Genomic DNA, 13,783 nt, shown 5'->3' on the forward strand with positions numbered 1-13,783 from the left:
TCCGCACGCATCCCGCGCCAAGTTTCGAGAATCGGGCGTGGTGGCCCGACCTTTTAAAAATCCTGACCGCACTGGCTTGCGCGAACCTGTCTCGAACACCGCTTTGCGACCGGGCTTTGCGGCCAGCCTCACGCAAGGATCAAACCCTATCCATCGGAGGGAAAACCACGATCGCGACAGGTATCGGCAATGAATATCATCATCGGGCTTCTTGTGACTTTCGGCTGTATCCTCGGCGGATACATGGCGATGGGCGGCCACCTGGAAGTCTTGAACCAGCCTTTCGAGCTGATGATCATTGGCGGGGCCGGCATCGGCGGCTTCATCATGGCCAACTCGATGAAGGTGGTCAAAGACACCGGCCGGGCGCTCGGCGAGGCTTTCAAGCACAAGGTGCCGAAGGAGCGCCACTATCTCGACACGCTCGGCGTGCTCTACAGCCTGATGCGCGACCTAAGGACCAAGTCGCGCAACGAGATCGAAAGCCACATCGACAATCCGGACGAATCCTCGATCTTCCAGTCGGCGCCGACGGTGCTGCAGAACAAGGAGCTCACCGCCTTCATCTGCGACTACGTGCGGCTGATCATCATCGGCAACGCCCGCTCGCACGAGATCGAGGCGCTGATGGACGAGGAGATCCAGACGATCACCCATGACAAGATGAAGTGCTACCACGCGCTGACGACGATGGGCGATGCCCTGCCGGCGATCGGCATCGTCGCCGCCGTTCTCGGCGTCATCAAGGCCATGGGCGCGATCAGCGAAGCGCCGGAAGTGCTCGGTGCGAAGATCGCGGCGGCGCTCGTCGGCACGCTGCTCGGCGTGTTCCTCTCCTATTCGATCGTCAGTCCGCTCGTCTCCAACATCAAGGCGGTGCGGGAAAAGCAGAACCGGCTCTACGTCATCGTCAAGCAGACGCTGCTTGCCTACATGAACGGCTCCGTTCCGCAGGTCGCCCTCGAATACGGACGCAAGACGATTTCCGCCTATGAACGGCCGTCGATCGACGCGGTCGAGCAGGAGATGATGAATCCGGGCGGCGGCAGCGAGAGCAAGGCGGCTTGACGATGAGCACGGCATCGAACGTCCACGCATTCGACAAGAGGCTGCTTGCGCGCATGGTCGGCGCGCTCGGCGACGACAAGGCGATCGGCCGCATCGCGCTGGAGCTCGGCCAGGTCCTCAGCGAATTCCTGCCGGATGTCCTCCAGTCGGAGACCGGGTCGGACATCACGATCGCCTATGCAGGCTTCCGCACGGGGCTTCGCAACGCGCTCATCGCCGATCTCGGAGACGCGGCCGTGGTCGCCGACGTTTCGCTGCACAACTGGTGCCCGGAGTTTCAGATCGGCTGTGACAGCCCGGTGCTCGTCACCCTGGTCGAGATCCTGCTCGGTGCCGAGCCGACGACCATCGATGAGCCGCAGCCGCGATCCCTCTCGAAGATCGAGATCGACATGGCCCTGCCGGTATTCCACGGGATCGCCGAGGTCGTCTGCAGCGCGGTTCAGGCTGGGGCAGGCGCCGAACCGGTCGTCGCTCGGCCCGTGAACGGTGCGGAACGGGCGGGACCGGACCCGGCAATCGAGGACGTCCATGCCGCCGCGATCGACATGACTATCGGTCTCGGTCCGGTGCTTTCGACCTTCTCGGTGATCGTCCCGCAAAGCGTTCTCCTGAAGACGAAAATCGTCTCGCCCGACGGCGCGGGCGGGAAACAGAAGATGAAGACCGAATGGACCGAGCATCTCGAAGAACAGGTCCGCCGGTCGGCGGTAACGCTCGAAGCTCGCATCCGGCTCGAAAGCCTCACCCTGAACACGATCAGCCGCCTGCAGCCGGGAGACGTCATCCCGTTTCACGACGGCCAGGATGTCCGCGTCGAGGTCAATGCCAATGGCCGCGACCTCTATGTCTGCGAGTTCGGCCGCGCCGGGTCGAAGTACACGGTGCGGATCAAGGATACGCACGGCTCCGAGCAGGACATCCTTCGCCACATCATGAGTTAATCAACCCTCTCCGGCAGAATGCCTGAGGCAAGGTTCAACTGGAATATTCCGCACATGGCACCCAAGAAAGCAGCACCCATCGCAGAACCGGCCGCATTCACGGCGGACGCCGAGCTCGACCAGGCGATCGACGACCTGCGCGGCGTCCTCAAGAAGGATGGCGGACCGGCCGATTTCGGCGCCGACTTCGCGGCCGCCGAGCCGCTCGGATCGTCGGATTTCGGCAGCGAATTCGGTTCGGCCGAGGGCGCCGGCTTCGGCGGCGATTTCGGCGCAGGCGGCTTCGGCGGCGATTTATCCGATACCGGCAATGCCGACTTCGGCGCCGGCGCGGATTTCGGCGGCTTCGATGCTGCGGGCGGCGGCGTCGACACACCACCGGGAAGCGGCATGACGGCCAATATGGACCTGATCATGGACATCCCGATCGATCTCCAGATCGTGCTCGGCACCAGCCGGATGCAGGTTTCGGGCCTGATGGGCCTGACCGAGGGCGCGACGATCGGGCTCGACCGCAAGATCGGCGAGCCGGTCGAGATCATGGTCAACGGCCGGGTGATCGGCCGCGGCGAAATCACCGTGCTCGAGGGCGATGTGACCCGCTTCGGCGTCAAGCTCATCGAGATAATTGGCAGCAGGAAATAGCAGCCCGATGATTGGGCGAGGGATGAATCCATGACGGATTTCGAAAGTTTCGGGGCACAGGCACTGGCGCAACCGCTGAGCCAGACGGAAAAGGCGGCGGCCGTGCTGCTCGCCATGGGCAAGTCGGTCGCCGGGAAACTCCTGAAGTTCTTCACGCAGAGCGAGCTGCAGGCGATCATCGCCGCGGCGCAATCGCTGCGCGCCATCCCTCCGCACGAACTCGAATCGCTCGTCAACGAGTTCGAGGATCTTTTCACCGAAGGCGCGGGCTTGATGGACAACGCCAAGGCGATCGAGAGCATTCTCGAGGAAGGCCTGACGCCGGACGAGGTCGACGGCCTGCTCGGCCGCCGTGCGACCTTCCAGTCCTATGAAGCCAACATCTGGGACCGGCTCCTCGATTGCGATCCCGCCGCCGTCGCGCAATTGCTCGTCGAGGAGCATCCGCAGACGATTGCCTATGTGCTGTCGATGATGCCGTCGAGCTTCGGCGCCAAGGTGCTCTTGCAGATTTCCGACCGGCAGCGACCGGACATCCTGAACCGCGCCGTCAACATCAAGAACGTCAGCCCCAAGGCCGCCGCCATCATCGAGGCACGCGTCATGGAGATGGTCGACGAAATGGAGGCGGAACGCAATTCGCCCGGCCCGGCCAAGATCGCGGAGGTGATGAACGAGCTGGAGAAGCCGCAGGTGGACACCTTGCTCGCCTCGCTCGAAACCATCAGCACCGATTCCGCCCAGAAGGTGCGCCCGAAGATCTTCCTCTTCGACGACATCCTCTACATGCCGCAGAGAAGCCGCGTGCAGCTCTTCAACGACGTCTCCACCGACGTCATCACGATGGCGCTCAGGGGCTCCGCGGCGGAGTTGCGCGAATCGATCCTCGCCTCCATCGGCGCGCGCCAGCGGCGCATGATCGAGTCGGATCTTGCGGTCGGCGATGCCGGCATCAACCCGCGCGATATCGCCATCGCCAGGCGCTCGATCACCCAGGAGGCGATTCGCCTGGCCGCCGGCGGCCAGCTGGAGCTCAAGGAAAAGGAGGCGCAAGCCGCCTGACGCTTGCTTCCTCGCGCGCGGCAACCGGCGTCCCGCGCCTGATTTCTGTTGAGCCGGTCGCATTGCCGGCCCTCGCCCCTTGCGCTCGAAGCCGCCCGGGTTCACCACGATAGCAGAGCGTCGGCCGGTTGGCCGCCGAAGCATCATGCGCGTGGGCGGCGGGGGCATCCTCCTTCATGTCGGAAGAGCAGGACAAGGAAAGCAAAACAGAAGCGCCGTCGGAAAAGAAGCTTTCCGACGCGGCCGAGAAGGGTAACGTTCCTTTCTCGCGCGAGGTGACGATGTTCGCCTCGACGCTGGCGATCTACATCTTCGTCGTCTTCTTCCTTTCGGACGGTGCGGCGACGATGGCCGAAGCGCTGAAGGACATCTTCGAGCAGCCGGAGGCCTGGCGCCTCGACACGGCAAGCGATGCCACGGCGCTGATTTCCCATGTCCTCCTGAAATCCACGGCGCTGCTCGTGCCGATCTTCGTCCTCCTCATCCTCTTCGGCGTCGGATCGTCGATCTTCCAGAACCTGCCGCGGCCGGTCGTCGACCGTATCCAGCCGAAATGGAACCGCGTCTCGCCGCTGAGCGGCCTGAAGCGCATCTACGGCCTTCCGGGGCTGGTGGAATTCGGCAAGTCGCTGTTCAAGATCATCGTGGTTTCGATCGTCGTCGTGCTCGTGCTGTGGAACGATTACTTCGCGACGCTCGACCTCATGTTCTCCGACCCGGTGTCGATCTTCACGGCGATGATCTCCGACCTCAAGCAGATCATCATCGTCGTCCTTCTCGCAACCGCGGTGCTTGCGATCCTCGACCTCTTCTGGACCCGGCACCACTGGTACACGGAACTGAAGATGACCAAGCAGGAGGTCAAGGAGGAACTGAAGCAATCCCAGGGCGACCCGATCGTCAAGTCGCGGCTGAGATCGATGCAGCGCGACCGCGCCCGCAAGCGCATGATCGGCTCCGTTCCCCGTGCCACGCTGGTGATCGCCAACCCGACCCACTATGCCGTCGCCCTGCGCTACGTGCGCGAAGAGAACGACGCGCCGGTGGTGGTGGCGATGGGACAGGATCTCGTCGCCCTCAAGATCCGCGAGATCGCCGAAAAGAACGGCATTCCGGTTTTCGAGGATCCGCCGCTCGCGCGCTCCATGTTTGCACAAGTCTCGGTGGATAGTGTCATTCCACCGGTGTTTTACAAGGCAGTCGCCGAACTCATTCACCGGGTCTATGCAGCTCAGCCGCAACAAAGACGGGTGACTTAATCTTGAAAAAAAGCGAATTCTCCGAAAGACGCGAACAGATAGTGGCAGAGGCGATCCGCCCGGTCGCGACGGAACTGCGCCTCATCGACGCTGCGGATTTCGTCGCGCTCCTGCGATTCGAATCCTATGCGAGCCTCGCCGATCTGGTGGAATCGGCGGCCGAGCTCTACTTCCTGCCCGGGACCGTGAATTTCGGCCTCGGCGGCAACTATAACCTGGACTGGAACAGTTGCCCGGAGATCATCCTCGACCTCGAACTGAAGCCGCGCGGCGTCACCGTCTATGCTCGCCTCGTGCTCGCGGCCGAAACGGCCGGTGTCGAGATCAGCCACATCAATTTCCAGCACCCTTCGAGCGACCCGGACGAGAACACCGCCTTTCTCGCCAGGAGCCTGGAGGAGGCGAAATTCGTCAAATCCTACCCGCTGCCGCTGGCGAGTTGATCGGATGCGGGGTCTCACCCGGGATTGCCCCTCTCCTCGGGTTTACCCCGGGAAACAACCCTCTCCCCGCTCTGACGGGGAGAGGACTTAAGCGGCCGCCGCGCGTCCCCTTCGCCCCGCTCGGAGTCCCCTTCGCCCCGCCTGCGGAAAGAAGGTGGCCGGCACGCCGGATGAGGGGCAGGTTCAACGAAAAACTAGCTGATGTAGCCGAGCCTTATCGCCTTGGCGATTGCCTGGATGCGGTTGACGGAATCGAGTTTCGTCGTGGCCGCGCCGAGATAGGCGTTCACCGTGTGCACGGAGAGGCCCATCTTCTCGGCGATCTCTTCGCTGATATAACCGTCGCCGGCCATCTGAAGGCAGGCGATCTCGCGATCGCTCAGGGACTCGGTCTTGAACAGGCGCTTTTCGTCGGCTGCAAGCATGTCGGTCATGATATGCGCGCTGCGGCCATGCAGGTCGACGATCTGTTCGCCCGAGGCGTCGATATAGCTGCCGGTAAACACCACGTAGCCGTTGCCTTGCGCGCCGAGCCTGATCGGGAGAGCGATTCCCGAACAGGAGAGCTTGCGGCCCTTCAGCCGGTGGGTGAACTGGGCAAAATCCGTCGCTTCCGCCGTCTGGTGTTCGCCCTGGCCGTTCCAGAGCACCGGCAGCAGCGATCGATCGAGATGCTGCAGCAGTTCCTCGCCATAGACCTGGATCAGTTCATGTGCGTTCGCCTCGGAGGCGGCGCCCCAATTGTGGAGGACGCAGGTAAGCTTGCGGGTCGCCGGCATGCCCCGGCCGTTGATGCGCAGCACGGCGAAGTTCCGCGCATTGATCTGCCGCTGCATGGCCTGCAGGCGCGTCACCAGCGTCGCCGCTCGCGCCGCGCGCCCGCCTCGCCCCAATCGGCCGGCGTCGTCGCGGTCTTCCGTCACGAATGGAAGCATCCTCGTCGCTCCTATACCAGATTGTTGCGAACCGCGTGGGCGATCGCTTCCGACCTCGTTCGCGTCGCCGTCTTTCGCATCACGCTGGTGATGTAGTTGTTGATGGTGTTGCGGGAGATGCCGAGGATGACCGCGATCTCCTCGCTCGTCTTGCCTTCGGCGATCCAGAACAGGCATTCGAGCTCGCGCTCGGTCAACTCGAATTCACGGTCCTGGCGCACCTCGACGGCAGTCTTCAGGCTTGCGGTATAGGCTGCCAGCACCGCCACCTCGCGCAATTCCTCCTGCGAGAGGATGACGTCCTCCGGAAACAACAACATCAACGAAAATCGCGACCGCCCGACATTGAAGGTGACGGCGCAGTAGGTGCGACTGATGCCGCGCGGCGGATCGACGTCGTCGGGCATCAGATGGAAGGACGGCTGCAGGACGGAAAGGCATTTCTCGAGTTCCGTCGTCTTCGCCTGAAGCCCGGCGACGATGCCCGACAGGCGCCGGACGATATCGAACGGCCAATCGGAACAGACGACAAAATCAAGGCCGCCGTCCTGGGAGAGATCATGGCGGGCGAGGAGATAATGCGTTGCACCGACATATTCCGTCAGCGCCGCCAATCCGCCGCCGAGCCCGTTGTGCCCGGCTGCCTCTCCCAGCCTTCGGATCAACTGCTCCCGCGAAATTCCCCGGCCACACACACGCGCCGGAGCGGCCTGTGAGGACCAGACTGCATCAGCCCGCAACATTTCCATGACTTCCAGTGCCCCCATGCGCGATCCACGCCCCGAAAATCACGTTGCCCTGCCGCGACGGCACATCGGCCCGAGCCGACATATCTGTGCCACAATTCGCAGATCAGGACGCGAATCAATCGTTTAAACTTTACATCGCCTCCCCCAAAAAAACACGGGCATCAGCGAGGGCTTACTTCCGAAAGCATCTCTGAAAACGAACCGGCAAGCTCCACTTTTGCGTGCCTAAACTCACCAGAAGCAACCGTGGGGAGATTCGAGCAAGATTCTGATTCAAAAGTACTATTTTCTCTTTCGGTGCCGACCGGGCGGTTGTCCGGCGTTGAAATGGCGGCATGCCGCCCCGCAAAAGCAGCCAGGCGCCTCGCCTCCTTCCCGAAAAGCAACGGCGATCCATTTACTTTAATATTCCGCATGTTGCTAAAATGCATCAATCCGAATCCAGCCAGAGAGCAGCAACGAAACGAATAACATAGCCAACGCCGCAAAATTATATTCACCCCACTCAAGGCTATATTTCGAAAGAACTGCGGATCAGCCAAGAAGCAATCAGTAACCGGCCGCGCCCGCGACGGGCCGGAACGCCGGTGGAATCTAAAACCGTTAAATTTCTATTAAACTTCGCGAGCGACGCACCGGACATGACTCGAATGCGCCGGACGGATTCTTGACGCGGAGTCCACCCTGTCGTCCGCCGCATTTATTAGACTCGAGCAATACTCGTGAACGCGACAGATTCCAACGGGGATGCGTCAGGGCCCCGATGCCCGGAAATCTATCCTGAAAGCGGAAAATCCCGCCACCAGGGCGGGATTTCTCGTGCGATCGTTCCGGCGACCTGCCTCAGGCGGCGCGGTCGAGGGCCCATTTGCGCAGGATCTTGGCGGCCCGTTCCTCGCTGATCTCCACCATCCGGGCGAGCCGGCGCTCCGGCCCTTCCTTGACGCGGCGGTTGAAGCTGCTTTCGTCGCCGAGATTGAGCAGGTCGTCGGTGCTGTCGAAGCCGAAGTCGGAGCCGAAGCCCTCCATGAGGGCGCCACCCGAGGCGGCGCCGGCCGGCGAGAAGTCGGGGAGTTCCAGCCCGGCCGCCTCGCCTTCGAGCTGACCGGCCTTGCCGCCGAAGCCGAGCTGGCGTGCGAGCGGCCGCATGCCCATCCAGACGACCAGGAAGGCCACCGCGACGAAGGCGAGCGCGTTGATGATGCCGCCGAGGTTGCGGGTCAGCATTTCCATGATGCCCGGGCCCGGCACCGGCTGGTCGAGCAACTGGGTCTCGACGAAGTCCATCGCGTTCAAGGTGACGACGTCGCCGCGGTTCGCGTCGACGCCGGCGGCCGAGGAAACGATCTTCTGCATTTCCTTGAGATAGGCATCGATCTTCGCCTGGTCGGCCGGTTCGCCGACCATGGCGGCGAGCCGGCCGCGGTTGACGACGACGGCGATCGACAGCCGCTCGATCGAATAGCTGTTCTTGACGGTGGCGATCGTCTTGCTGTTGATCTCGTAGTTGGTCTGCTCTTCCTTCTTGGCCGCCTCGTCGCTCGATTGCGGCCCGGCGCCGCCGCGCGGCGCCGCCTGGGGCACGTTCTGCTGCACGGTCGCGGCATTGTCCGGCTGCTGCTGGCTGGACTTCTGCTCCTCCTTGATCACGCGCGTCGAGCGTTCCACCCGCGACTCGGGATCGAAGACGGTTTCCTGGATCTGCTGCGCATCGGTGTTGAGTTCCGCCGTGACGCTGGTGCGGAAGTTGTCCATGCCAAGGAAAGGCGCGAGCGCATTGTCGATCTTCTTCTCGAGATCGGTCTGGACGTTCTGGACGACGCCGAGCGACTGGTTGAGGACGCTGTTCGCGGGGTCGTCGCCCGAGGCAAGCAGCTGCCCGGTCGAATCGAGCACGGTCACGTCGTCGACGTCGAGACCGGGCACGGAGGAGGCGACCAGATGGCGGATCGAGGCTGCGGCGCTGCGGCCGACGGTGGCGCTGGCGCGGATCATCACCGACGCCGTCGGCGTCTGCTCGGCCTTGCGGAAGCTGCCCCGCTCCGGCATGACGATGTGGACGCGGGCCGCGGCAATGCCGGAGATCTGCTGGATCGTCCGGGCGATTTCGCCCTCGAGCGCGCGAACGCGGGTGACCTCTTGCATGAAGGAGGTGAGCCCGAGCGAGCCGACATTGTCGAAGAGCTCGTAGCCGGCATTGGCACTGCTCGGCAATCCGCGCTCGGCAAGCAGCAGCCTAGCCTTGCCGGTCATGCCCACGGGCACCTGGATACTGCCTCCGTCGGCACCGACCTCGAAGTCGAGATTGGCCTCGGCGAGCGCAATGCTGATCTGGGTGATGTCGCTGCGCTCCAGCCCCACATAGAGCGTCTCGAAGGACGGTCTGTTGACATAGATGCCTGCGCCGAGGACGAAGCCGACCGCCACGATACCGGCAACGGCAAGCGCAATCAGCTTGCCCTGCCCGAGATTGCTCAGGTTTTTCGTGAACGTCGAGAATTGATCGAACAGATTCATTCTGTTTCCGCACCCAGTATCGCAAGGCAATCGAGCCGATTATCCGCCCGCCGCCATGCGCAGCTCCAACATTCGGGTTTGCTGGACATCGGCTTTTCGCATAGCCGAATGCATTCCGCGCGAATCTACCAGCCCCGGAAGCGAAGCTAGGCGGCGAAACTTGCGCGAACTTGACGAAGAACAGGGAGCGTGCGTCGAAAGGTGCGGCCACCCCTCATCCGGCCTGCCGGCCACCTTCTCCCCGCAGGCGGGGCGAAGGGGACTCGCGGGGGCGCTCAAATCCCCTCTCGCCGTCAAAACGGGTAAAGGGCTAGTCCTCGGGTTAAACCCGAGGAGAGGGCAATCGGCTGCATTCCTGCGTCAGAATGCCTCGAAATCGCCGGAGGCCTTGGTCAGCGGCTGTGAGTGGCCGTGGCGCAGCATGCCGCTGGCGAGCGCCCTCTTCATGTCGGCGAGCTTGACCAGATTGACGGCGGTGCTGATGTCGACCAGCCAGGTGTCCGGGATGGCTGCGGTGATCGTATCGATGAACTCGGCGAGCCCGCGCGTCTTCTGGACGGCAAGGTCGATGCCCTGGATGACCATCATCTTGTCCGTCGCCGCGCCCTCGCCGGCAAGGAGCTGGGGTTCGATGCGTTCGATGAGGTAGGCGACGTCGTGGAGTTCGGTGACGATACGCATCAGCACGTCCGGCAGCGATTCTTCCGCGTGAGGCATGTGGTTGTAGTCAATCTGCATCGTTTCTCTCACGTGGCTTGCGGGACGCGGTTTTGGTTTGAAGTGCCGGCGGGCCGGCGCGGTCAGAAGAATTCGATAGAGCTTTCCACCGGTTTCGGCGCGGGCGCAGGCCGCTGGTCCATCTGGATCGCCCGCTGGGCTTCCGTGCCCGTCAGGGCATATTGGCGGGCACGCCCCGAAAGCGGCCAGTATTCGAGCTTGCGCCCGTGCTCGCCGCCGGTGCTTTCGCCGACGATGCGGATGCCTTCGTCCAACAGGAACTGGCGTGCGAAGGCGGCATTCTGCTCGCCGACGTTCGAGAAGCGCGCGATCGTCCTGGCACCGCCAAAAATCTTCGCTTCCAGCCGGTCGCGCCGCGCACCCTGCTTCAACAGCCCGTTGATGAGCAATTCCATCAGATGCACGCCGTAGCGCGTGGCATCCCCGCCCGAGTTCGGCGAGGTCGCCGAGCCCGGCAGCAGGAAGTGGTTCATGCCGCCGACACCCGCCACGGGATCGCGCATGCAGGCAGCCACGCAGGAGCCGAGGATGGTCGAAAGAACGACATCCGGATCGTTGACGACCTTGAACTCGCCCTGAATGACATGCACGCGCCTGCCGGCAGCCTCAGCGTTCATTTCAATGCCCCGAACACGGCCTCGATCGCCGCTTTCATCTTTTCGATCGTGAAGGGCTTCGCCAGCACGTTGTTGGCGCCGAGCGCGGCCGCCTTCTGCACCAGCGCCCGGTCGCCCTGGGCCGTCAGAATGATGAAGGCGGCCTTCTTGGTCGTCGGGTTCGAGCGCACCGCCTGCAAGAGGCCGAGGCCGTCCATCTTCGGCATGTTGAAATCCGAAATGACCAGGTGATGGGGGTTCTGGGCCATGATCTTCATGCCCTGCTCCCCGTCACCCGCCGCAGTGATCTGCTTGAAGCCGAGCTGCTGCAAGGCATCGCCCAGGAGCAGGCGGCTCGTGACCTGATCGTCGACAATCAGAACTTTAATCTTTTCGGCGAGGGACATTATTCGCTTCCTTCTTTTCGGGCTGCCGCAGTCTTCAGTATCTCTTCCCCGATCGATCCGAGGGGTAGCTGGGTTTCGACGGCACCCAATTCATAGGCGACTCTCGGCATGCCGTAGACGACACAGGTCTTTTCGTTCTGTCCGAAGGTGCGTGCTCCGGCATGCCGCATCTTGAGGAGACCGGATGCGCCGTCGCGACCCATGCCGGTCAGAATGACGCCGATGGCGTTGCGACCCGCCACTTCGGCGACCGAATCGAACAGGACGTCGACCGACGGGCGATGGCCGTTGACCGGATCGCGATCGACGAGCCGGCAGCAGGGTGCCGAGGCATTGGCGACCTGGAGATGGCGTTCGCCGCCGGGCGCCAGATAGATCTTGCCGATCTCGAGCCGCGCGCCGTCCGTCGCCTCCTGGACGCTCGGGGCGCAAAGCCGGTTCAGCCTCTCGGCAAAGCTGCGCGTGAAAGTGTGCGGCATGTGCTGGGTGATCACCGTCGGCGGGCAGTTGGCCGGGAACTTCTGCAGAACCGTGATCAGGGCTTCGACGCCGCCGGTCGAGGCGCCAATGGCGATGATCTTGCGTCCTGCCCTGTAGTCGGAAGCCGCGGCTGCAGCCGGCGCGGCAGCCTTGTTGCTGGTGATCATCGACTTGCGCTGCGAGCGCGCCGCCGCCTTGACCTTTTCGGCGAGGTCGCCGAAGGGGCTAGGATCCCCCGGATGGGGCTTGCCGACACAATCGAAGGCGCCGATCTCGAGGGCGGCGATCGTCGCCTCCGCGCCCTTGTGGGTGAGCGTCGAGACCATGATGACCGGCATCGGTCTCAGCCGCATGATCTTGTCGAGGAATTCGAGGCCGTTCATGTTCGGCATCTCGATGTCGAGGGTCACTACGTCCGGGTCGAGCTGCTTGATCGCCTGGCGCGCCTCGAGCGCGTCGGCCGCCTGACCGACGACGGTCACTTCCGGATCGGAATTGAGCACGGCGGAGATGAGACCGCGCATGGTGGGAGAGTCATCGACGACGAGGACGCGTGCTGGAGCGCTCATGCCCGAACTCCATGGAATCTGCCGGTATGGCGATAGGTGGTGATGCCGATATTGTCGAAGAGTGCCTTGGCGTCCCCGGACACGCGTTCCGAGTGGCCGATGTAGAGATGGCCGCCGGTGTCGAGGACGCTGGCGAAGCGCGACCAGATCTTCATCTGCGTCGGCTCGTCGAAATAGATCACGACGTTGCGGCAGAAGATCACGTCGAAAGGCCCCTTGACCGGCCACTGCGCCATGAGATTGAGCTCGTTGAAGGTGATCAGCCGCTTGACGCGGTCGTCGATCTGCCACTTCAGGCGGCCGCCGACCTCGATCTCGCTGAACCATTGCTTGCGCATGGCGGGGTTGACGGTTTCGAGCGCGGTCGCGTCATAGGCGCCGGCGCGCGCCAGTGCCAGGATCTTCGGATCGATATCCGTCGCGAGGATACGGAAATCGTAATCGGCCGCATTCGGCAGGAGCGAGAGGACCGTCAGCGCGATCGAATAGGGCTCTTGCCCGTCCGAGCACGCCGCCGACCAGATGCGGACGCGGCCGCCCGCCTTGGCGCGGGCGATCAGCTCCGGCAGGACATCCGTCTTCAGGTGCTCGAAGTGATGGTTCTCCCGGAAGAAGCGCGTGAAATTCGTCGTCAGGTGCGAGAGCATGTCGCGGCGCGCCGCAGCGCCTGCCGGAGAGGCCACGAGCTGGCAATAGTCGCGGAAGCCCCTGAGCCCGAGATTGCGGATATGCTTCGACAGCCGCGAGTAGACGAGCGAGGCCTTGGATTCGTTCAGATAGATGCCGGCATCCGCATAGATCATCGCGGCGATCTCGTTGAGGTCGCGGCGGGTCAGCGGATATTCGCCGCTCGCCAGACATTCGTCCGACGGGAGCTTCGGTTCCTGCACTGCCAGGCCTCTCATGCGGCTTCCCTCTCTTCGCTCGGGAAGACCGAGTCGAGCTCGACGAGGCAGATCATCCGCCCCTCGATCGCCAGCACGCCGCGCGCGAAGGTCCTCTCGAAATCGGAGGCGATATCGGGGGTCGGCTGGATGTCGCTGTCTGCAACGGTCAGTATGTCGGAGACGGCATCGACCAGCAGTCCGACGACCTGGCTCTTCACCTGGGCGACGATGATCACGTGCCGGACCGTCGGCTCCGACGGCTTCATGCCGAGGCGGGCGGAGAAGTCGACGATCGGCAGCACCGCGCCACGCAGGTTGATGACGCCGAGCATGTAGGGCGGCGCATGCGGCATGGCGGTCGCCGGCGTCCAGCCGCGAATTTCGCGGACCGACATGATGTCGACGCAGAATTCCTGGTCGCCGACGCGGAAAGCGATCAGCTCCCGTCCGCCAGTGGTCAGATTCTTTGCGGCATTGGTCATGA

General features: G+C 63.2%; 16 protein-coding genes. 6 read left to right on the plus strand and 10 right to left on the minus strand.

Annotated features, from left to right (window positions below; all coding sequences use genetic code 11):
- The first annotated feature begins 189 nt into the window (after window positions 1-189).
- The 6 genes from motA to ATB98_RS16155 all read left to right on the plus strand — a co-directional run bounded on the left by motA (window position 190) and on the right by ATB98_RS16155 (window position 5,421).
- Window positions 190-1,068 (plus strand): flagellar motor stator protein MotA, encoded by an 879-nt coding sequence (gene motA, locus ATB98_RS16130; protein WP_066875409.1) that lies wholly within the window; start codon window positions 190-192, stop codon window positions 1,066-1,068.
- On the plus strand, window positions 1,065-2,012 hold the full coding sequence (locus tag ATB98_RS16135) for a FliM/FliN family flagellar motor switch protein (RefSeq protein ID WP_066875411.1): 948 nt from the start codon (window positions 1,065-1,067) through the stop codon (window positions 2,010-2,012). The genes motA and ATB98_RS16135 overlap by 4 nt, the downstream gene beginning before the upstream one ends.
- A 54-nt stretch (window positions 2,013-2,066) precedes the next feature.
- Window positions 2,067-2,657 (plus strand): flagellar motor switch protein FliN, encoded by a 591-nt coding sequence (fliN, locus tag ATB98_RS16140; RefSeq protein WP_066875413.1) that lies wholly within the window; start codon window positions 2,067-2,069, stop codon window positions 2,655-2,657.
- Window positions 2,658-2,687: 30 nt separating this feature from the next.
- Entirely contained in the window at window positions 2,688-3,719 is a 1,032-nt protein-coding gene (fliG, locus tag ATB98_RS16145; RefSeq protein ID WP_066875414.1) for a flagellar motor switch protein FliG, read from the plus strand.
- A gap of 176 nt (window positions 3,720-3,895) precedes the next feature.
- Window positions 3,896-4,978, plus strand: a complete 1,083-nt coding sequence (flhB, locus tag ATB98_RS16150) for a flagellar biosynthesis protein FlhB (protein ID WP_066875416.1) — start codon at window positions 3,896-3,898, stop codon at window positions 4,976-4,978.
- Between the two features lie 2 nt (window positions 4,979-4,980).
- Window positions 4,981-5,421 carry a hypothetical protein gene (locus tag ATB98_RS16155; protein WP_066875418.1) on the plus strand — a complete coding sequence of 147 codons (441 nt, stop codon included), beginning with the start codon at window positions 4,981-4,983 and terminating at the stop codon, window positions 5,419-5,421.
- A gap of 194 nt (window positions 5,422-5,615) precedes the next feature.
- Here the strand turns inward: ATB98_RS16155 and visR are convergent, their stop codons facing one another.
- The 10 genes from visR to ATB98_RS16200 form a co-directional block, all read right to left on the minus strand.
- The gene (visR, locus tag ATB98_RS16160) at window positions 5,616-6,356 is read right to left on the minus strand and encodes a transcriptional regulator VisR (RefSeq protein WP_066875420.1); all 741 of its coding nucleotides are present in this window, start codon (window positions 6,354-6,356) and stop codon (window positions 5,616-5,618) included.
- An 11-nt stretch (window positions 6,357-6,367) separates the two neighbouring features.
- On the minus strand, window positions 6,368-7,105 hold the full coding sequence (visN, locus tag ATB98_RS16165; protein WP_066875422.1) for a transcriptional regulator VisN: 738 nt from the start codon (window positions 7,103-7,105) through the stop codon (window positions 6,368-6,370).
- Window positions 7,106-7,266: 161 nt separating this feature from the next.
- Window positions 7,267-7,536: a hypothetical protein gene (locus ATB98_RS28995; RefSeq protein ID WP_153435965.1), complete on the minus strand. Its 270-nt coding sequence runs from the start codon at window positions 7,534-7,536 to the stop codon at window positions 7,267-7,269.
- A gap of 412 nt (window positions 7,537-7,948) precedes the next feature.
- Window positions 7,949-9,622: a flagellar basal-body MS-ring/collar protein FliF gene (gene fliF / locus ATB98_RS16170; protein ID WP_066875424.1), complete on the minus strand. Its 1,674-nt coding sequence runs from the start codon at window positions 9,620-9,622 to the stop codon at window positions 7,949-7,951.
- Window positions 9,623-9,982: 360 nt separating this feature from the next.
- A complete protein-coding gene (gene cheT / locus ATB98_RS16175) occupies window positions 9,983-10,360 on the minus strand; it encodes a chemotaxis protein CheT (protein ID WP_066875426.1) in 378 nt (125 codons plus the stop codon).
- 62 nt (window positions 10,361-10,422) lie between these two features.
- On the minus strand, window positions 10,423-10,977 hold the full coding sequence (cheD, locus tag ATB98_RS16180) for a chemoreceptor glutamine deamidase CheD (RefSeq protein WP_066875428.1): 555 nt from the start codon (window positions 10,975-10,977) through the stop codon (window positions 10,423-10,425).
- The gene (locus ATB98_RS16185; RefSeq protein ID WP_066875430.1) at window positions 10,974-11,363 is read right to left on the minus strand and encodes a response regulator; all 390 of its coding nucleotides are present in this window, start codon (window positions 11,361-11,363) and stop codon (window positions 10,974-10,976) included. Before ATB98_RS16185 ends, cheD begins: the two co-directional genes overlap by 4 nt.
- A complete protein-coding gene (gene cheB, locus ATB98_RS16190) occupies window positions 11,363-12,412 on the minus strand; it encodes a protein-glutamate O-methylesterase CheB (protein ID WP_066875432.1) in 1,050 nt (349 codons plus the stop codon). Before cheB ends, ATB98_RS16185 begins: the two co-directional genes overlap by 1 nt.
- Window positions 12,409-13,317: a protein-glutamate O-methyltransferase gene (locus tag ATB98_RS16195; protein WP_066875434.1), complete on the minus strand. Its 909-nt coding sequence runs from the start codon at window positions 13,315-13,317 to the stop codon at window positions 12,409-12,411. Before ATB98_RS16195 ends, cheB begins: the two co-directional genes overlap by 4 nt.
- Window positions 13,314-13,781 carry a chemotaxis protein CheW gene (locus tag ATB98_RS16200; protein WP_066875436.1) on the minus strand — a complete coding sequence of 156 codons (468 nt, stop codon included), beginning with the start codon at window positions 13,779-13,781 and terminating at the stop codon, window positions 13,314-13,316. The genes ATB98_RS16195 and ATB98_RS16200 overlap by 4 nt, the downstream gene beginning before the upstream one ends.
- Window positions 13,782-13,783 lie beyond the last annotated feature (2 nt).

Source organism: Sinorhizobium saheli (assembly GCF_001651875.1).
GTDB classification, from domain to species: domain Bacteria; phylum Pseudomonadota; class Alphaproteobacteria; order Rhizobiales; family Rhizobiaceae; genus Sinorhizobium; species Sinorhizobium saheli.

Bases quoted from the DNA above. Each gene is read 5' to 3' on its own strand.
- ATB98_RS16200 (WP_066875436.1), bottom strand. From the start codon at position 13,781: ATGACCAATGCCGCAAAGAATCTGACCACTGGCGGACGGGAGCTGATC.
- flhB (WP_066875416.1), top strand. From the start codon at position 3,896: ATGTCGGAAGAGCAGGACAAGGAAAGCAAAACAGAAGCGCCGTCGGAA.
- ATB98_RS16195 (WP_066875434.1), bottom strand. From the start codon at position 13,317: ATGAGAGGCCTGGCAGTGCAGGAACCGAAGCTCCCGTCGGACGAATGT.
- motA (WP_066875409.1), top strand. From the start codon at position 190: ATGAATATCATCATCGGGCTTCTTGTGACTTTCGGCTGTATCCTCGGC.
- ATB98_RS16185 (WP_066875430.1), bottom strand. From the start codon at position 11,363: ATGTCCCTCGCCGAAAAGATTAAAGTTCTGATTGTCGACGATCAGGTC.
- ATB98_RS28995 (WP_153435965.1), bottom strand. From the start codon at position 7,536: ATGCATTTTAGCAACATGCGGAATATTAAAGTAAATGGATCGCCGTTG.
- visR (WP_066875420.1), bottom strand. From the start codon at position 6,356: ATGCTTCCATTCGTGACGGAAGACCGCGACGACGCCGGCCGATTGGGG.
- fliN (WP_066875413.1), top strand. From the start codon at position 2,067: ATGGCACCCAAGAAAGCAGCACCCATCGCAGAACCGGCCGCATTCACG.
- cheT (WP_066875426.1), bottom strand. From the start codon at position 10,360: ATGCAGATTGACTACAACCACATGCCTCACGCGGAAGAATCGCTGCCG.
- fliG (WP_066875414.1), top strand. From the start codon at position 2,688: ATGACGGATTTCGAAAGTTTCGGGGCACAGGCACTGGCGCAACCGCTG.
- cheD (WP_066875428.1), bottom strand. From the start codon at position 10,977: ATGAACGCTGAGGCTGCCGGCAGGCGCGTGCATGTCATTCAGGGCGAG.
- fliF (WP_066875424.1), bottom strand. From the start codon at position 9,622: ATGAATCTGTTCGATCAATTCTCGACGTTCACGAAAAACCTGAGCAAT.
- cheB (WP_066875432.1), bottom strand. From the start codon at position 12,412: ATGAGCGCTCCAGCACGCGTCCTCGTCGTCGATGACTCTCCCACCATG.
- visN (WP_066875422.1), bottom strand. From the start codon at position 7,105: ATGGAAATGTTGCGGGCTGATGCAGTCTGGTCCTCACAGGCCGCTCCG.